Below are 17,444 nucleotides of genomic sequence, written 5' to 3'. Positions count from 1 at the left end.
CGTCGAAGACCTTCCGAAAACATCCATGTGAGGTTTGACACCAAAGGCGCAACGTGGCCGTATTCGGAGCAGGATAGACGCGGACTAAACAGGGAGCGGCGCGCATGGCCATCGGGAGATTGCCGTATTGGATGGGGGCTGCTTCAGCGGCTTTGTTTCTTCTGGGGTCGGGTTTTCCGTCCAACGCCGAATCTTACTCCAACCTGCAAAGCAAGGGCTACAAGACCAGCAAGCTGACGCGAGGTGCCTCGGGTAGTCTGGGCTGGTTCGTTTCCAGTGGCGAGAAGAAGTTCTTCTGCAAAATGCACGTGGGGATGGCCTATGTGGGCAGCACCAAGATGATTGGGTTTACCTCCGCAGGCGCGCAGGTCCCACTGAATCGCAAGGTCTACGAAAGCCATGCCGGGGGACATGACGATGCCATACCCCAGCTTTCGGATTTGAAGGCTGGCAAGCCCAACACGCGGGATGTCGGTAATTGCGCTCCGGCGAAATGACCCGCCGAGGCCGGCGGGGACTCCTGCTCGCACCTCACTTCGCATCATGAAAGATGATGCCGACGGTATGGCGCATGCCCGAGCGCAGGCGGCTGACGCCGTGGCGCAGATTGACGCGATAATTGCCTTTGGTCCCCTGCACCGGCCGGTTGTGGACGGCGAAAGCCACCGCATCGCCCTGGCGCAAGGGCACCACTTCGACCCGGCTCTGCATGCGCGGCCGCTGTTCGGTCAGCGCGAATTCGCCGCCGGTGAAATCCTCGCCGGGCTCTGAAAGCAGGATCGCCACCTGCAGCGGGAAGGCGAGGTCGCCGTAGAGGTCCTGGTGCAGGCAGTTGAAGTCGCCAGGCACATATTGCAGCAAGAGCGGCGTCGGCCTGGCCTGGCCGGCGGCATGGCATTGTTCGAGAAACGCGGCATGCGTGCCGGGGTAGCGCATGGCGATCCCCATGCGCTCGTTCCACCGGTTGGCGACCTCGGCAAGCCTCGGATACAGCGCGCCGCGCAGGCCGCCGATGAGGTCGGGCAAGGGATAGCGGAAATAACGGTATTCGCCCTTGCCGAAGCCGTGCCTGGCCATGTGGACGTGGCTGCGGAAATGCTGCTCCTGGGGGTAGAGGCCGGCGATCTGCCGGCACTCTTGCGGTGAGAGCAGCTTTTCCATCACCGCGCAGCCGAAGCCGTCGAGCTCGGCGGTGAGCGCCGGCCAGTCATAGGCGGCGATGCGTGTCTCGGCGGCTTCGACCAGCGATGCGGCAACCGTGGCGTCGGCGTTCATATCGCAGCCTCCCTTTCCAGCAAGGCGCGCTTGCGTTCGATCCCCCAGCGGTACCCGGACAGCGAGCCGTCGGCGCGCAATACGCGGTGGCAGGGAATGCCGAGCGCGATGGCGTTGGCGGCACAGGCCGTCGCCACGGCGCGGGCGCCGTCCGGCATGCCGAGGCGCCGGGCAAGGGCGGTGTAGGTGACCGTGGCGCCGCACGGGATGGTGCGCAGCACCGCCCATACGCGCTGCTGGAAGGGCGTGCCGTGGCGCATGTCGAGCGGCAGGTCGAGACCGGCGCCGGGCGTTTCGATGAAGCGCGCTATCGCCGTGAGATCGTCGCGCAAGCCGGCCTCGTCTTCGAGCAGCACCCTGCCGGGCAAGCGGTCGGCGAGGTCCTGTTCCAGCGCATTGGCGTCGGAGCCGATCAGGATGGCGCAGACGCCGATGGGGCTGCGCGCCACGAGGATGGCTCCAAGGGCGGATTGGCCGACGGCATAGGTGATGGTGTCGAGGGCGGCGCTGGCGGCTGTCGCCGGCATATGGGCTTGCATGTGGTTCATTGCCTTCACTCCTTGTTGTGCCTGAACCCTAGCCATGTGCCGGATGTTCCTCACTCCGGTGCTTGCTTTCAAATTCAAATTGCAACTTGTGGATAGCCGAGTTCTGTGGCGCCCCCCTCTGTCCTGCCGGACATCTCCCCCTCAAGGGGGGAGATTGGCAGTTTTTGGCGCCGGCTCCTTAGAATGTTGAAAATTGGCGAAGGCAGCGATGACAGCCAATCTCCCCCCAAGAGGGGGAGATGTCCGGCAGAGGGGGGCGCCGTAGAGTGCTGATTTCGGTTGTTCCCATTCCGCCCGCACGCTTACGCGACACGGGTGACGGACATCTCGCCCAGGACGAACACTTCACCCGACATCAACCGCAGTTCGATCTCGCCGGTCGCGGTGCGGCTCCATTCGGCCTGGCCATCCTCGACCAGCTCTCCCATGGCAGCCATCACCAGCGTCTTCGCGTCCTCGCGGTTGACGGCAGCGCCGTTGGCGATCTGGCTGTTCGCACCGGTGGTGGAAGACCTGGCCATCGCGCGCATTGCCGGGTCCTCGTCAAGCCCGCGAGGGCCGGCAGGCATTGTCGGGTGCCTTCACCGGCCCGCTGGCTTCGCGGTCGAGCAGCGCGCGTTTGCGCTCCGCGCCCCAGGCATAGCCCGACAGGGCGCCGTCCTTCCTGATCACGCGGTGGCAGGGGATGGCGACCGCAAGGGGATTGGCGGCGCAGGCGGCGGCGATGGCGCGGGTCGCCTTCGGCGCACCGATACGCCGCGCGATCTCGGCATAGGAGACGGTGCGGCCGGCCGGGATGTCCCGCAAGGCCTGCCAGACGCGCTGCTGGAACGCGGTGCCGCGCACGTCGAGCGGCAGGTCGAGACCGAGCGCCGGCGCCTCGACGAAGCCGACGACGCGGGCGACGAGCGCCTCGTAGTCGCTGTCGCCGCCGACCAGCCGCGCCTTGGGGAAACGGTCCTGCAGGTCGCGCACCAGCGCGTCGGGATCCTGGCCGAGCAGGATCGAGGCCACGCCCTTGCGGCTCGAGGCGACCAGGATGGTGCCGAGCGAAGTTTCGCCGACCGCGAAGCGGATCTCTTCGTTGGCGCCGCCGGCGCGATAGCGCGTCGGCGTCATGCCGAGCATGCCGGTCGATTTTTCGTAGAAACGCCCGCTCGAATTGAAGCCCGCATCGTAGATCGCCGATGTCACGCTGACGCCGTCTTGCAGGCCCTGGCGGACCCGGGCGGCACGCCGGGCCGCGGCGTAATCTTTCGGCGTCAGCCCGGTGACCGCCTTGAAAACGCGATGGAAATAGCCGGGGCTGCGGCCGGCGGAATCAGCCAGTTCTGCGAGCGAGGGCTCCACCTCGCTCTGCTCGATCCTGCGGCAGGCATCGGCGACCATCGCGGCATTGGCGGCCTCGAGCGAAGGGCCGTCCGGATTGCATCGCCGGCATGGGCGAAAGCCGGTCGCCTTCGCCTGTTGTAAAGTGTCGTGCAACTGGACATTGGCGGGGTTGGCGCGCCGCGACGGACAGGACGGCCGGCAATAGACGCCGGTCGTCGCCACCGAATACCAGAATGCGCCGTCGGCCGACTTGTCGCGCGCGACGATGCGCGCCCAGCGCGGATCGTCGGCCGCCGGCAGCGGCGCGGGTTGCAGATGTTTGGCCAGGGTGATGAACATAAGCGCATTGAAGCCGCCAAAAGCCGGGCCTCGCCACCCGTTTCCTGACAAGTGTCAGGAAGGGAAGCTTGTTCGATGTTCGTGGCGTTAAGGCGGGGCGATCGGAATGCTGTACAATTTCCAGTAGTGTCGCAGTTTGAAATCGAAATATCTAAGGCGTCTATTCCGGTTTGCCCGCATAGACGAAAGTGCTGGATGCTTAGCGGAAAGCATGGGTGGGAGATATGGCGCGAGTTTGGAAGATTGTACGCCACGGGACACCCGACCGATGGGAGGATTCCATCTCGGAGAAGTCCCTGGCGGAAGGGCAATTAGTTCTGCTTCTCGGACGGCTGGCTGCTAGCCATCTGCCACCCGTCACGACCCCATTGCCACGAAACGCTCCCCGATACACCACCTCGCTCACTGTCAAAAGCGACCGCTTGGGCAACAAGTGTTTCATCGTCTACGCCAGCGGTAGCCGGGTGCACTACATAGCGACCTTAGAGGAGATGCCTTGAATGGGCGCTTTGGCCAACGATCTGATTTCAAACCGCGATACAGCCAATTCCCCCCAATTCCGGCAAAGTATGACAAGATTGATCCGGAGAAGGTGTGATGGAAGACATTCGACCCATTAAGACCGAGGCCGACTACGATTGGGCGATCGCCGAAATCACCAAATACTTCGAGAATGAGCCGGAGATCGGCTCTCCCGACGGCGATCGCTTCGACGTTCTCGCAACCCTGATCGAGGCTTACGAGGATAAGCACTACCCGATTCAAGCACCCGATCCCGTGGAAGCCATTCATTCGCACATGCAATTGTTCAACCTGCCGCGAAAGGCTTTGGCCAAGGTGATCGGGTCGTCGCCTCGGGCGACCGAGGTGCTGAACAGAAAGCGCGCCCTTACCCTCGACATGATCTTCAAACTGAACAAGGAATGGAACATTCCTGCCGAAATTCTCGTGCAACCCTATCACCTCGCAAATGAAAGGGGCGGCAAGCGCGCCTAAGCTTCTCCACGGGCTTGACGACAGCACCGGTTCCTACGCCGCGCGTTTGGGTTCCACCGCGAACGGGCTGAGCCCGAGCCAGGTCTGCATCTTCCTGCCGATGGCCTGGTCGCCCGTCAGGGCGACCTTCGCGCCGGCCTTTTCGACGGTGAGCACTCCCATCCAGATCGCCGTCATCGTGTGCAGGTCGGTCGAGACATAGAGGTCGACGTCGAAGCCCGGATCGTACCAGCACAGGTCGACTTCCCCGTGCTTTTCGACGATCAGCCACCATGAGCGTTTGGAGGCGGGGAGTTCCTGATACAGAAATTGTATCACCGTGCGTCCTTCCGGCAGCGGCGAGGGGTTCAGGTTGCGCCGCATGTCCCACATCAGCAGCGACGGATCGAGGTTCTTGAGGGATAGCCGGGACTCGACCCATTTCTGGCCCCAGAACCCCATCGCCTCGACGACTGGGCGCAGATCGCAGCCGGCCTCGGTCAGCCGGTAGTCGAAGATCCCTTTTTCTCCCTGGACCTCCTTGCGCTCGACGATTCCCGCCAGCTCAAGCTCCTTCAGCCGTTGCGACAGAAGGGTCGGCGACATTTTGGGCACGCCGCGGCGCAGGTCGTTGAAGCGGGTCGAACCGGCCACGAGCTCGCGCATCAGCACCATCGTCCAGCGGGTGCACAGCACCTCGGCGGCCATCGATAGCGGGCAGAACTGTTTGTATCCGTGCTGGGTCATGACCTGTGCCTCTCCCTCGAACCTGCGGGCAACATTAGTCCTTCATGATTGAAGCAGCGAGTACAGAAACTGTACCGGCCCAGTACAGATCGCGGACTAGCTGGCGTGGGTCCTGCCATGCGAGCCCTTTGGCCGGTGCACGGGATACCCCTGTGCGCGCAACCAGGAGACCACAATGACTGCTTACGTTATCGCCGACATCAAGATGAAGGATCCGAAATGGGTCCCGGCCTATGCCGCCTCGGTGCACGACCTCGTCCACAAGCATGGCGGCAAATATCTGTCGCGCAGCGGCAATGTGAAGACGCTCGAAGGCAAGCCGCTCGACACGACGCTGATCGCCCTGATGGCTTTCCCGTCGGAAGCCGCGGCGCGCGCCTTCACCAACGATCCGGCCTATGCGCCTTTCGTTTCGGCCCGCCAGGACGGCAGCGACAGCCGTTTCCAGCTGATCGACGACACCGATCTGGCCGGAACGATCCCGTATCTGCCGAAGGGATGACCGGCATTCGCCGGGTTTTCGGGATCTCCACGCAACAACAGCCACGGCGCTTGCCCGTCGCGCCGCCGTATCGTCGGCGGCCGGCCAGCCGTGCTTTTTCAACAGGAACGGAATGGATATGAAATCGAACTTTCGCAACGGGCTTCTCATGGCGGGGGCCATGCTGGTCGTCTGCACGACCTTCGCACAGGCACATCAGGAGGCGCCAGCGGGCGCGCCGGATGCCAGTCCGCTGGCCGAGAAGGTGCGGGCAGCCAACAGCCGGTTTCTCGACGTCAATGCCGCGACGGCGGAAGGCTATGCGCCTATTCCCTGCGCCAGCGGCATCACCGGCGGCGCCATGGGCATCCACTATGTCAATGGCGGGTATCTGAAGGACGACAAGGTAGACATCGCCCGTCCCGAAGCGGTGATGTACGAGCCGATGGCCGACGGCACGCTGAAGCTGGTGGCGGTCGAGTACATCACCTCGAAGGGGCCGGCCTCCCTCGAAGGGCAGCTGTTCAACTTCAACAGCGCGCCCAACCGCTATGGCCTGGGTGAATTCTACGAGCTGCATGTCTGGGCCTGGAAAGGCAACCCAACCGGCACGTTCGCCGACATGAACCCCAAAGTGTCATGCGAGCACGCGATGGCGCCAACCCAGTAACCGGCACGGCCAGGCGGCACCAATCCGCCTGGCCGAAGCCTCGATATTGCGCGAAGTTTCTCAGGCGGCCTTGATCAGGCCGAGCTGGGTGAGGGCGGTGACGCCGTCGTCGAGGCCGATTTCCTCGACGATCCTGCCGTCGATCACCTTCAGCACCGTGGTGCCGGTGAAGCGCATGGTGCGGCCGGTGGCGGCGGGCAGCGAGCCGGCGAGGAAATCGCCGAAGGCCAGCCCGGTATGCGTGCCGCCACCTTCCCACTGGCCAACGACGTAATCGCCCTCGGCAATGAGGTCCGCCGTCGCCCAGAAGTTGAGATCGGGGAAGGCGGCACGGAAATCGGTCATGAAGGCCTTGATGTCGTCGCGGCCGCGGCGCGGCTCGTGCAGCGAATATTTCAGCAGCATGTCGGGCGCGGCGATGGCGTCGACAACGGAGAGATCGCAGGTTTCACCCCAGAAGTCGGTGAACCATTTGACGACGACGGCCTTGTTGTCTTCCTGCTTGGTCATGGGAGGATCCTCTTCTCGTTTGCGTTGGGATCACCGGACTGGCTGGTGACCTCGGGCATTCCTAGGATCGTTCGAGGCGCGCAAAACTCCGGTTCTTGTCCGCCAATCGAAAGGCTGCAGTCACGATTGCCGCCGGGAGAGTAGACACTCCGCCCCTTCGCTGCCCCGGTAACTGTTTCTTCTCTGGTTTTGCCGCAGATTGCCGGCGGGGTGGGGCAGGCGAAACGGACGATGGCGGATCAGGGCAAGAAAAGTCGCAACGGAGCGTTCTGGGCCAAGGCCCTGGAGAGCGCCGATCTTGGCGTCTGGGATTGGGATCTCAGCACCGGCGACTGCTTCTATTCGGCGACCTGGGCCCGGATGCTGGGTTACGAGGAGGGCGAACTTGCCAATGCCAGCGACCTGTGGCTGCAACTGACCCATCCCGACGACCGGGAACGGGCGCTGGCCAGCGGCGACCGCCACATTGCCGGGCTGACCGACGCCATCGAGACCGAACTCAGGCTCAAGCACAAGCAGGGCCATTGGATATGGGTGCTCGACCGCGGCGGCATCGTCGAGCGCGACGCCGACGGCAAGCCGCTCAGGCTGATGGGCGTGCAGACCGACATCTCGAAGCAGAAGGCCGCCGAAGCCGCGCTCGAACAGGTCAATATCCGCTTTCGCCTGGCGCTCGCCGCCAGCGGCAGCGGCATCTGGCACTACGACATCGCCACCAGAAAGAGCTATTGGGACGCGCGCACAAGGGAGATATTCGGCCTCGTGGCGGTGACCGACGAGGTGACGGCCGATCTCTGGCACAGCTACCTGCATCCCGACGACAAGGACGCCGCCGAACGCGCCCACAGGGTGCCGTTGGAAACCGACGGCGTCATCGTCTCGCAGTACCGCATTATCAAGCGCGACGGCCAGATCCGCCATGTCGAATCGCTGCTGCGTTTCATCGCCGCCGCCGGTGCCTCCGGTCAAGTCCTCGGCACGGTGCGCGACATCACCGAGGACAAGCTGCGCGAGCAGGAGCTTGCCTTCGCCGCCCGCCACGACGCATTAACCGGACTGTGGAACCGCGCCGCCTTCGACAGGCTGCTCGCCGACCACATCGCCACCGGCGTGACGCTTGCGGTGTTCTACATCGACCTCGACTACTTCAAGGCGCTCAACGATTTCGCCGGCCATGCCGCGGGCGATCTGGCGCTGAAGAGCGTCGCGGCGGGTATTGGCCGTTGCCTGCCGCCGTCGGCGCATGCGGCGCGGCTCGGCGGCGACGAGTTCGCGCTGATGGTGCCCGGTTGCGACACCGTGCAAGCCGAGCGGCTGGCCTGCGCTATCCTGGCGGCCGTGCGCGACGCCGACCTTGGCCTTGCCGCGACGTCGCGCCGGCTGGCGGCCAGCATCGGCATCGCCATTGTCCGCGACCGTGTCACCACGGTTGCCGACGCGCTGGCCTGCGCCGACGATGCCTGCTACGCGGCCAAGGCCGCCGGGCGCGATCGCTTCGCGCTGTTTTCGACCGATGCCGTCTCCGGTTCGGGCGGCCTCAACGCGGCACGGCTCGCCGCCGACACCGTGGACGCCATGGATGACGGCAGGCTGAAACTGTTCGGCCAGGAGATCCACCGGCTGGGCAGGTCCTGGGAAGAGAACCGCCATGTCGAGGTGCTGGCGCGGCTTGCCGGAAAGGGCGGCCGGCTGATCCCGCCCGGCGAGTTCATACCGGCGGCGGAGCGCTTCGGCATTGCCGCCCGGCTCGACCGCTGGATCATCCGCACCGCGCTGTCGCAGCACAGCGCGGCGATGAAATCCGGCGTGATCACGCTCGGCTTCAACCTGTCGGCACAGACGCTGAGCGATCCTGGGCTGTGGGACTTCGTCGACAGCATCATCGAGGAAACCGGGGCGCCGCATTCGGGCATCGGCTTCGAGATCACCGAAACCGCCGCCGTCACCAATTTCGATGCCGCCGAAACCTTCGTGCGCAAGGCGCGCGAGCGGCGCTGCAGGGTCAGCCTAGACGATTTCGGCGCCGGCATGAGTTCGTTTGAATATCTCAGGCGCTTTCCGGTCGATGCCATCAAGATCGACGGCTCCTTCATCGAGCATATCACGGAAAGCCGCTTCGACCGCGAGATCGTGCTGGCCATCACCAGCATCGCCCGCAGCCTCGGCTGCGCCGTCGTGGCCGAGAAGATCGAACGGCAGGACACGGTGGCCATGCTGGGCGACATCGGCGTCGAGTTCGGCCAGGGCTTCCTGCTGCACCGGCCCGAACCGCTGGAGCGGATCGTGGCGCGCGCGGCACCAATGGCCGACGACGCATCGAGACGCAGAGCGTCCTGACAGACAAAATGCATGTCGCTCCAAAGCGACATGCGTGAAGAAGACGAAGACTTGATGCGCGCGGCCTGAATCCGTTGAACACGGCGCGTTTTGTTCAACCGTGCCGGCGCGCCGCCGCTCGCGGAAATTCCAGCAGCCCGGGTTCCGGCTTCCTGTGCTGTGCTTCCGCCACCATCTCGATCAACAGGTCGAGGGCCTCGCATGTCGAACGACTCGTCTCGTCATTGCCGCGAAGATAATGGTAGGCGCGTTCGAGATGGAGACGGGCGGCTGAAAAATCGCTGGTCAATGGTCCCTCCATGATCCCGCCCTAATGTTATCTTGGCCGGCCTGGCGCAACGCTGGGTAAATATCCACAGGCGCCTTTTATTCAAATGCCCGCGAATGCCGTGAAGAGGCACGGCTGACGGCGGCGCCGTCGTGTCAGGAGTGACGGCGCGACGGCTTTGCGCGGTTCGGTGGCCAGGGACAATGCGGAGATCGTGGCCGCTGCCGCCGCGGTTTTTTGCCCGGCGATTCAGCTGACTTCAAGGTCGAGGCGGGTGCCCGACGTCCCTGACACCGGCAGTATCCCGTACATTTGCATAAGCGTTTGTTAGTCATCTGAAATCACATTTCAGTATTGTTTGTTTGTTACTTGCTAAGGCGCGCGTGGAGGGCGATACCTTGACCGAAGGCGATGTAACGATACCGGCCATTTGGCGGGAAATTGCCCGCTACGCGGTCAGTTGCCCCAGTCCTCACAACACGCAACCTTTCCGGCTGCGCATCCGCAGCGACAGCGAGGCGGACATCATCTTTCTGCCGCGCCGCGGTTTATGGGTGGCCGATCCGCATGGCCGCTTTACCTGGCTGACCGCGGGCATCTTCGCCCAGGTTTGCGCCATCGCCGCGCATGGCCTGGGCTACGAGCTCGATTGCCGCACGGATTTCTCCGCGATGTATCCCGGCGGCGATACCGAGACGCCGCAAATCATCTCACGCCTGACGCTGAGGCCGGCGGCGGCTCCCGTGGCCGATTTCGACAGCCAGTTGATTCTCGATCGCCACACCTCCCGGCTTCCCTATGACGGGCAGGCGATCCCCGAAGCGCTGCTTTTGGACATGGAGGCCGAAGCGCGGCGCACCGGCCACCGCTTCGAGGCACGCAGCGATGCCCAGGCCATCGACTGGGTGATCGAGCTCAACCGCCAGGCACTCTTTCACGACATGATGAACGCGCCGATCCGCAACGAGCTGGTGCGCTGGCTGCGCTTCGGCACGCGCGAGGAAGATATTACCGGCGACGGCCTGTCGGCACGCTGTCTCGGTTTCTCCGCCCGGCTGCTCAAAAGCTTCTTCACCAGCCCCGGCTTCTGGACCTTGCCCGGCATCAAAAGCCTTGTCGGTTTCGTCTATGGCCGCAGCATGAAGGGCGTCGGCACCATCGGCTGGCTGCGCGGTCCCTACGTGACCATGGAGGACTGGTTCAACGCCGGCACCACCATGTTCCGTCTCTGGCTGATCGTCACCCGCCATGGCTACTACTGGCAGCCTTACGGTTCGGTGATCACCTCGGACGAGGCGCGCACCAACATGATCGGCTATTTCGGCATGCCGGATGAAAAAGGCGGCGCGGACATGGTCTGGCTGCTGCTGCGGCTCGGCAAGAGCCAAACCCCACCCCTGAGCTACCGGCTCCCGTTCGAGGACATCATCCTATGCGGCTGATCAAGCAAGCGGTGCGGCCTTTCTTCCTGGCGCTGGTCGCGCTCGTCAACGTCGTCGAGCGCGCCTTCGCCTCGTCGCGGCATGCCTACAAGATCCTGCTCATCCCGGGTTTCGAGCGGCTGCGGTGGGGCGTCGGCGCCTGGCGCGCCTGGGCGAATTTCTATCATGCCTACGCCAAGGTCCCGGCCTATCGCGATTATATCGACAGGCTGGGCGGCAAGCCCGAAATTATGCTCGACCACGTCACCAAGCCGGACCTGACGTCCATTCCGGAAATGGACAAGGACAGCTACGTCAAGAAATACCCTCAGGAAGAGCGGCTGCTGGGTGGCAAGCTGCCGTCGATGGGGGTGATGGTCGATGAATCCTCCGGCAGCAGCGGCATGCCGACAAGCTGGGTGCGGGGCAAGACCGAACGGCTGATCACCAAGCAGATGATGCAGATGACGTTCCTGCGCATCACTGGCGAGAACGAGACCCTGTTCATCCTCAACGCCTTCGCGCTCGGCGCGTGGGCGACCGGCATGAACGTCGCGATCTCCCTGACTGATACGACGATCCTGAAGTCGACGGGCCCGAACCTTGACAAGATCGTCAATACGATCCACGAGTTCGGCCCGCGCTTCCGCTATGTGGTCATGGGCTACCCGCCGTTCCTGAAGACGCTCGTCGACGATCCGCGTCTCGACTGGTCCAAATTCACCATCGATGCCGCCTTTGGCGGCGAGGGGATCTCGGAAAGCCTGCGCGACTATCTCCTGAAGAAATTCCGCCGCGTCGTCGGCAGCTACGGCGCCTCCGACCTCGAGGTCAATCTTGCGCTCGAGAGCGAACTCACCATCAATTTGCGCCGCGCACTGCTCGGCGACGAACGGTTGCGCGAGGCCATCATCCGTGTCGGCTACGGCGTCACGCCGATGGTCTTCCAGTACAATCCGCTGGCCTATTATCTGGAGGAGAACGCCAAGGGCGAACTGGTGGCGACGATTTCGCGGCCCTACAACATATCGCCCAAGATCCGCTACAACATCCACGATCGCGGCCATGTGCTGCGCTTCGGCGAATTGAAGCGCATCCTGCGCGACACTGGACATGGCGACATGCTGAAAAACAGCGGTCGCATCCTCGATCTGCCGCTGTTGTTCATCTACGGCCGCTCCGACATGTCGATCGAATACTACGGCGCCAAGGTCACGCCGGACAGTTTGCGCGAGATCCTGTTCGGCCTCGACGTGCTGGCGCCGGTGCTGTCGACCTTCCGCCTGATCTCTTATGAGGACGCCGCCCACAACAAGCGCATGGAAGTGGCTGTCGAACTGGTCGAGGGGGCGACACTGCCGCTGCCGGTCGAAACCTTGCAGGAGACGGTGTTCGAGAGGCTGGCCACCATGAACGGCGATTTCCTCAACGCCTGGAAGCGCACGGCAACGCCGGAGAACATGCCGGAGCTCAAGGTGTTTGCCTTCAACACCGGTCCGTTCGAAGGCGGCCAGCGACGGCTGAAGAACGAGTATGTCGCCTCGAACATCAAATACGACAAGCTCTGACGCCGACCTCTCTGACCGCGATCTCTCTGACTGTGACTTCTCTGACTGCACTTGGGGTCGACGAGCCGATCAGCGGCCGGCCAGCCGGCTTCCCGTGTCAGGCGTACAATGGCCTAGTCAGGCAATGGACGCCGCCGGTCGCCTTGGCGATCTCGGTGCCCTTGACGAGATGGATTGTTACGCCGGCGGCCGCTTCCAGCGTGGCCTTGAGTTCGGCCGGGAGGTCGAAGGCGAGGTAGCTGCGATTGCCCAGCGGCAACAGGTTGCAGCGTTCATGGGCGATGGCATCGGCCTTGTCGCAGCGAACGATTGAACAGCCCAGCGCCTCTGCATAGGCAAGCGGGTTCACCGGGCTCAGCCGGCGATCCTCGTCGATGAGGAAGCCAGCGCCGAACATGCCGGCCGCCGCCAGGATGACCTTGTTGGGCAGCACGGTGAAGCCGGTGTCGAGATGCAGCAACTCGGGATCGTGCGAGAGGCCGATGATATAGTCGACATGGTGGGGGATGAGGTCGAGCGCCAGCTTGATCGCGGCCGCCTTGGTGGTGCGCACGCCAAAGCCGACAAGCAACACGCGCCGGCCGTCGAAGGTTACCGGCAGAACGTCGCCACCCTCCAGATATTCGTCATGCTCGAGACGGGTGAGCGGCTTCATGCCCAGTCTTTGCAGGGCGGCGGTGACGATTTCAGCCTCGCGGGCGCGGCTCGGCAGAGCCGGCCGGGTCGGAACGAATGTCGAGGGCGACCACGGCAAGGTCACCGAGCTGTCACGCATGAAAATCAGGTTCGGATTGCCGGCGGCTTCTAGCCGGTACGGCTCATGGTCGGCAAGCACGTCATCGAGATAGAGGGTGTCGACATGGCTTCCGATCAGCGCGGCGAAGGCGTCATATTCGGCGTAGAGTTCGTCGACATGCGGAAGGTCGAGGAAATTGAGCGCCGCCAGCCGTTCCCTGGACAGGTTCTCCAATGACAGGCCGTGCCGGGGATGATGCATGAGCATGCGTCTGGGCGGCACATGGTATTCGGAGAAATCGTCCTCGGTGACGGTGAGCAAGGAGCTCCCTCCGTTGGTGTCGCGCCGACCCTAGCGTCGATATCCTCATAAAAGGTTAGGCGAACGCCGTGGCGATCTTGCGACAGGCGACGGTGGCGCGGCGTCAGGCCTATCCGCCGGCCGCCCACCCGCGCAAAATGTGTTTCTGGATCTTGCCGGACGCGGTGCGCGGCAGCGCCTCGGTGAGCAGAAACTGCTTCGGCACCTTGTAGCGGGCGATGCGGGCGCCGCAATGGCTTGCGAGAGCGGCCGGATCCAGGACCCGGCCGGATTTGACCACGACGAAGGCGCGGCCGACTTCGCCCCAGCGCTCGTCGGCGATGCCGATCACGGCGGCTTCGGCGATGTCGGGATGGTCGAGCAGCACCATTTCGATTTCGGCGGGATAGACGTTCTCGCCACCGGAGATGAACATGTCCTTGCGACGGTCGACGAGGGTGACGAAGCCTTCGTCATCGCGCCGCGCGATGTCACCGGTACGGAACCAGCCATCGGCGGTGAAGGCGCGCGCCGTCTCTTCCGGCCGGTTCCAGTAGCCCGGCGTGATCGAGGGGCCGGACAGCCATATCTCGCCCGGTTCGCCGACGGCGACGTCCCGGCCGTCGTCGTCGACGATACGCAGGCCGATCGTCGGCGCCGGCAGGCCGGCCGAGCCGGCCTTGCGAGCTATCCGCTCGGCCTCGACCGGCATGCCAAGCACGGTGCCGGCTTCCGTCATGCCGAAGCCGTCGACCATGCGGATGCCTTGTGCCAGCCACCAAACGATGTCGATGGCCGGGTTCGGCGCGCCGCCGGTGAAGATGGCGGTGAGGGACGTCCAGCGCGCCGGCGCAAAGTCGGGGTGTTCACGCAGCATCCTGGCCATCTGCGGCACGCAGAAATAGTGGGTGATGCCGAGGGCGGGGTCGGCCAGGCGGCGGTTGGTCAAACCGGCGTCGAAACCGGGCGAGATCAGCACCGTGCCGCCTTGCAGCAGCGGCGGACGCAGGCTGGTGATGAGACCGATGACATGGAACATCGGTGCATCGCAGAGGAAGACGCTGGCATTGCCGACGCGGCCCAGCACGCCGAAATTGACCGCGGTGGCCAACGCGTTGGCCTCCGTGACGATGACGCCTTTCGGCCGGCCCGACGTACCCGATGTGTAGAGGATGATCGACGGTGTATCGCCGTCCGGCGGGGGACGGCGCGGCGCCGGTGCCTGGGCTTCGACCGCCTTGGCGAAAGCCGCGACTTCGATCGATAGGCAGCCCGCCGGCAACGTCATTTCGAGCGCCGCGTCATGCAGCAGCAACACCGGGCCGCAATCGGCAAGGATCGCCTGCCGTTCGGCGTCGGCGAGCCGCCAGTTGAGCGGCACGAAAATGGCGCCGAGCCGCATGGCGGCCTGCTGCAGGACAAGCAGGTCGGCGCTGTTGCGGACAAGCGTGGCGACCCGTTGCCCCCTTTCGATGCCACGGGCGGTTTCGAGGACGCCGACGGCGCGCTGGATGGCCCGGTCGAGCGCCGCATAAGTCCAGCGCCTGCCGGATGCCAGGTCGACGCAGGCAAGACGGTCCGGCTGCATCTTGGCGTGCAAGGCCACGGGATCCGATGTCGTCCAGGCCGGCATTCGCATCTCCTCCCAGATTGCGTCGATGGTTTATCGCGTCATCTGGCCTTGTCGTAGGCGCCAAGACCCGGCTTGTAGCTCTTCTCGTCGATGAACTGGCGGATGCCTTCCTTGCGGCCGTCATTGTCATGGGAGTTGGCCGCTTCCTGCGCACGCACGAGATAATCCTCGGCATTGTCATAGGTCATCTCGGCGACGCGGCGGATGGCGTCCTTGGTCGCCTTCAGGGCAATCGGGTTCTTCTTCAAAAGGACGTTCGCGACCTCGGTGACACGCGTCTTCAAGTCGGCCAGCGGCAGGCTTTCATTGACCAGCTTCCAGGCGGCGGCCTTTCTGCCGTCGATGAGCTCGCCGGTCAGCGCATGGTACATGGCGTCGCGCATCGAGAGCAGATCGACCACCACCTTGGTGGCGCCGCCGCCGGGCAGTATGCCCCAGTTGATCTCTGACAGGGCGAACCGCGCCTCATCGGCGGCGAAGGCGAGGTCGCAGGCAAAGAGCGGGCCATAGCCGCCGCCGAAACACCAGCCATTGACCATGGCGATGGTCGGCTTGTGGTACCAGCGCAGGCGCCGCCACCAGCCATAGGCTTCGAACTGCGCCTTGCGGACGGCGCCGAGGCCCTTGGCTTCCGTCTCGCGGAAATACTCCTTGAGGTCCATGCCCGCCGACCAGGCGCTGCCTTCGCCCGACAGCACCAGCACGCCGACATCGTCACGGAATTCGAGTTCGCCCAGAACCTCCATCATCCGCTGGTTGAGCGCGGGGTTCATGCAATTGCGCTTGTCCGGCCGGTTGAAACGCACCCAGGCGATGCCGTTCTCGACATCGAAGGCAACGGGCTCTTCGGTCATTGTCAGTGTCCTCCCATACGGCGCGACGTTTGCGAAAATTGCTATGTGATATAGCTATCTAGTTTGCTATGTCGCATAGTCTTTTTTGCTTGACAAGGGCTTTGATCACGGCGATCGGTTCGAGTATGGATGAGACGGAAATTCACGCCGATCCCAGTGCGCACCCCGATCCCGGTGTGCCAGGAGCGATGGCCGAAGACGCGCTCGACGCGCAGGTCGGCTACAATCTCAGGCGTGCCTCGACTTTGGCCTTGAGTGATTTCGCCGTAGAGCTCGCCGATGCGGCGCTGCGCCCGGTTACCTACGGCATGCTGGCGCTGATCGACGAACAACCAGGTATCCGTGCCGCGGAACTCTGCCGCCAGCTCGGCATGAAGAGCGCCAACATGGCGCCGCTGCTTGCCGAGCTCGAAGGGCGGGGGCTGGTCGAGCGCGACGACCATGCGGACGACAAGCGCGTGCAGGTGCTGACCCTGACACCGGCCGCGAGGAAGGCCATGCCCGGATGGCGGCGACAGGTTCGCCGGCATGAAGACCGGTTCCTGCACCGGCTGACAGCCAAGGAGCGGGCAACGCTGCTTCGCCTGCTGCGCCTGATCTGGACGGAGGAAGGCTAGAGCAATTCCAGGAAAAGTGCGTAGCGGTTTTCCCGGGAAAAGCACGTAGCGCTTTCCCTAGGAAATTGCGTGAAAACAAAGAGTTAGAGCGGTTCGGCGATTCCAACAAACACTGAACCGCTCTAGGGACTTCGTCTCGTCAGGCAGCGCCGCCAGCGGCAGCGACGCAACCGACATGGGCGGTAAACTGATGTTACTTGAGGAACCGGGAAAATAGCTGCACGTTCATCCTCGCCAGGATTTTTCTCACCTTTTTGGGAGTTTTCGCATGTCGCTTTCCGGCTCGACAACCCGTTATGGACGCGTTGCCCAGGCTCTCCATTGGCTGACGGCTTTGCTGGTGCTCGCCGCCTTCCTCGTATCCGCCGGAGGGCCGCCCGAACGCGTCTATTCCACGGCCAGGGCATCGACATTGCTGCTGCACGAGTCGCTTGGCTTCTCGGTTCTCTGTTTGCTGGTCATTCGCCTGGTCTGGCGCCTTTTCGATCGCATTCCCGATTCGCCGGCCATGCCTGGCTGGATGGAGATTGCTTCGAAAGCAACGCACTGGGCGCTTTACGCCCTTCTGTTCGCTGTCCCGGCGACCGCCATGCTCGGCGCATGGTTTGGCGGGCATCCGGTCGCGGTCTATGGGTTGGGAGCGATCGGTCCGTTTTCCGGCTCCTGGGGAGCGCCGCTGGCGGAGATCCATGGCACGCTTGGCGATATCATCATGTGGCTCGCCGGCCTGCACGCGGCCGCTGCCGTCTTCCATCACGTCTTCCTTCGCGACCGGGTGCTGAGCCAGATGCTGCCGGGCCTGCCCGATCCATCGTCCGGGCAGGGCGGCTGAA

The 17,444-nt window shown here is 63.9% G+C and carries 19 protein-coding genes; 9 read left to right on the top strand and 10 right to left on the bottom strand.

Features of this window, described 5'->3' with window-relative positions; all coding sequences use genetic code 11:
• Positions 1 to 104 precede the first annotated feature (104 nt).
• The gene (locus LB536_RS13720) at positions 105 to 497 is read left to right on the top strand and encodes a hypothetical protein (protein WP_224593203.1); all 393 of its coding nucleotides are present in this window, start codon (positions 105 to 107) and stop codon (positions 495 to 497) included.
• A gap of 34 nt (positions 498 to 531) precedes the next feature.
• Here LB536_RS13720 and LB536_RS13715 read toward each other — a convergent pair whose 3' ends face one another.
• The 4 genes from LB536_RS13715 to ada form a co-directional block, all read right to left on the bottom strand.
• Complete coding sequence (locus LB536_RS13715) at positions 532 to 1,275, bottom strand: 2OG-Fe(II) oxygenase (RefSeq protein ID WP_224593200.1); 744 nt, start codon at positions 1,273 to 1,275, stop codon at positions 532 to 534.
• Positions 1,272 to 1,823, bottom strand: coding sequence for a methylated-DNA--[protein]-cysteine S-methyltransferase (locus LB536_RS13710; protein WP_224593197.1), 552 nt, complete (start codon positions 1,821 to 1,823; stop codon positions 1,272 to 1,274). The genes LB536_RS13715 and LB536_RS13710 overlap by 4 nt, the downstream gene beginning before the upstream one ends.
• Before the next feature lie 302 nt (positions 1,824 to 2,125).
• A complete protein-coding gene (locus LB536_RS13705) occupies positions 2,126 to 2,344 on the bottom strand; it encodes a hypothetical protein (RefSeq protein WP_224593194.1) in 219 nt (72 codons plus the stop codon).
• 22 nt (positions 2,345 to 2,366) lie between these two features.
• Positions 2,367 to 3,494 (bottom strand): bifunctional DNA-binding transcriptional regulator/O6-methylguanine-DNA methyltransferase Ada, encoded by a 1,128-nt coding sequence (gene ada / locus LB536_RS13700; RefSeq protein WP_224593191.1) that lies wholly within the window; start codon positions 3,492 to 3,494, stop codon positions 2,367 to 2,369.
• 597 nt (positions 3,495 to 4,091) lie between these two features.
• On the opposite strand from ada, the gene LB536_RS13695 reads away from it, so the two are divergent.
• Positions 4,092 to 4,490 carry a type II toxin-antitoxin system HigA family antitoxin gene (locus LB536_RS13695; protein ID WP_224593189.1) on the top strand — a complete coding sequence of 133 codons (399 nt, stop codon included), beginning with the start codon at positions 4,092 to 4,094 and terminating at the stop codon, positions 4,488 to 4,490.
• Between the two features lie 33 nt (positions 4,491 to 4,523).
• On the opposite strand, the gene LB536_RS13690 is transcribed toward LB536_RS13695, so the two are convergent.
• Positions 4,524 to 5,216, bottom strand: coding sequence for a winged helix-turn-helix transcriptional regulator (locus LB536_RS13690; RefSeq protein WP_224593186.1), 693 nt, complete (start codon positions 5,214 to 5,216; stop codon positions 4,524 to 4,526).
• 175 nt (positions 5,217 to 5,391) lie between these two features.
• On the opposite strand from LB536_RS13690, the gene LB536_RS13685 reads away from it, so the two are divergent.
• Together LB536_RS13685 and LB536_RS13680 are read left to right on the top strand one after the other, a co-directional pair.
• Positions 5,392 to 5,718 (top strand): DUF1330 domain-containing protein, encoded by a 327-nt coding sequence (locus LB536_RS13685; RefSeq protein WP_140509541.1) that lies wholly within the window; start codon positions 5,392 to 5,394, stop codon positions 5,716 to 5,718.
• Between the two features lie 112 nt (positions 5,719 to 5,830).
• The gene (locus LB536_RS13680) at positions 5,831 to 6,367 is read left to right on the top strand and encodes a hypothetical protein (RefSeq protein ID WP_224593183.1); all 537 of its coding nucleotides are present in this window, start codon (positions 5,831 to 5,833) and stop codon (positions 6,365 to 6,367) included.
• Positions 6,368 to 6,427: 60 nt separating this feature from the next.
• Here the strand turns inward: LB536_RS13680 and LB536_RS13675 are convergent, their stop codons facing one another.
• The gene (locus LB536_RS13675; RefSeq protein ID WP_224593180.1) at positions 6,428 to 6,877 is read right to left on the bottom strand and encodes an ester cyclase; all 450 of its coding nucleotides are present in this window, start codon (positions 6,875 to 6,877) and stop codon (positions 6,428 to 6,430) included.
• Positions 6,878 to 7,108: 231 nt separating this feature from the next.
• Between LB536_RS13675 and LB536_RS13670 the strand changes: the two genes are divergently transcribed.
• A complete protein-coding gene (locus tag LB536_RS13670) occupies positions 7,109 to 9,214 on the top strand; it encodes an EAL domain-containing protein (protein ID WP_224593177.1) in 2,106 nt (701 codons plus the stop codon).
• A gap of 94 nt (positions 9,215 to 9,308) precedes the next feature.
• Here LB536_RS13670 and LB536_RS13665 read toward each other — a convergent pair whose 3' ends face one another.
• Positions 9,309 to 9,503: a hypothetical protein gene (locus tag LB536_RS13665; protein ID WP_181178825.1), complete on the bottom strand. Its 195-nt coding sequence runs from the start codon at positions 9,501 to 9,503 to the stop codon at positions 9,309 to 9,311.
• 377 nt (positions 9,504 to 9,880) lie between these two features.
• On the opposite strand from LB536_RS13665, the gene LB536_RS13660 reads away from it, so the two are divergent.
• Positions 9,881 to 10,924: a hypothetical protein gene (locus LB536_RS13660; RefSeq protein ID WP_140809871.1), complete on the top strand. Its 1,044-nt coding sequence runs from the start codon at positions 9,881 to 9,883 to the stop codon at positions 10,922 to 10,924.
• Positions 10,915 to 12,471, top strand: coding sequence for a phenylacetate--CoA ligase family protein (locus tag LB536_RS13655; RefSeq protein ID WP_224593175.1), 1,557 nt, complete (start codon positions 10,915 to 10,917; stop codon positions 12,469 to 12,471). The genes LB536_RS13660 and LB536_RS13655 overlap by 10 nt, the downstream gene beginning before the upstream one ends.
• Positions 12,472 to 12,568: 97 nt before the next feature.
• Here LB536_RS13655 and LB536_RS13650 read toward each other — a convergent pair whose 3' ends face one another.
• From LB536_RS13650 to LB536_RS13640, 3 genes are all read right to left on the bottom strand, one after another.
• Positions 12,569 to 13,528, bottom strand: coding sequence for a dimethylarginine dimethylaminohydrolase family protein (locus LB536_RS13650; protein WP_224593173.1), 960 nt, complete (start codon positions 13,526 to 13,528; stop codon positions 12,569 to 12,571).
• 109 nt (positions 13,529 to 13,637) lie between these two features.
• Complete coding sequence (locus LB536_RS13645) at positions 13,638 to 15,146, bottom strand: AMP-binding protein (protein ID WP_224593171.1); 1,509 nt, start codon at positions 15,144 to 15,146, stop codon at positions 13,638 to 13,640.
• Between the two features lie 32 nt (positions 15,147 to 15,178).
• Positions 15,179 to 15,994, bottom strand: coding sequence for a p-hydroxycinnamoyl CoA hydratase/lyase (locus LB536_RS13640; RefSeq protein ID WP_224593169.1), 816 nt, complete (start codon positions 15,992 to 15,994; stop codon positions 15,179 to 15,181).
• Positions 15,995 to 16,119: 125 nt separating this feature from the next.
• Between LB536_RS13640 and LB536_RS13635 the strand changes: the two genes are divergently transcribed.
• Positions 16,120 to 16,611 carry a MarR family winged helix-turn-helix transcriptional regulator gene (locus tag LB536_RS13635; RefSeq protein ID WP_224593167.1) on the top strand — a complete coding sequence of 164 codons (492 nt, stop codon included), beginning with the start codon at positions 16,120 to 16,122 and terminating at the stop codon, positions 16,609 to 16,611.
• A gap of 268 nt (positions 16,612 to 16,879) precedes the next feature.
• On the top strand, positions 16,880 to 17,443 hold the full coding sequence (locus LB536_RS13630; protein ID WP_224593153.1) for a cytochrome b: 564 nt from the start codon (positions 16,880 to 16,882) through the stop codon (positions 17,441 to 17,443).
• Position 17,444 lies beyond the last annotated feature (1 nt).

It is taken from the genome of Mesorhizobium sp. ES1-3 (genome assembly GCF_020164795.1).
Classification (GTDB): Bacteria; Pseudomonadota; Alphaproteobacteria; order Rhizobiales; family Rhizobiaceae; genus Mesorhizobium.
The sequence above is the reverse complement of the archived record's forward strand: the minus strand, read 5'-3'. Positions and strand labels throughout refer to the sequence as shown.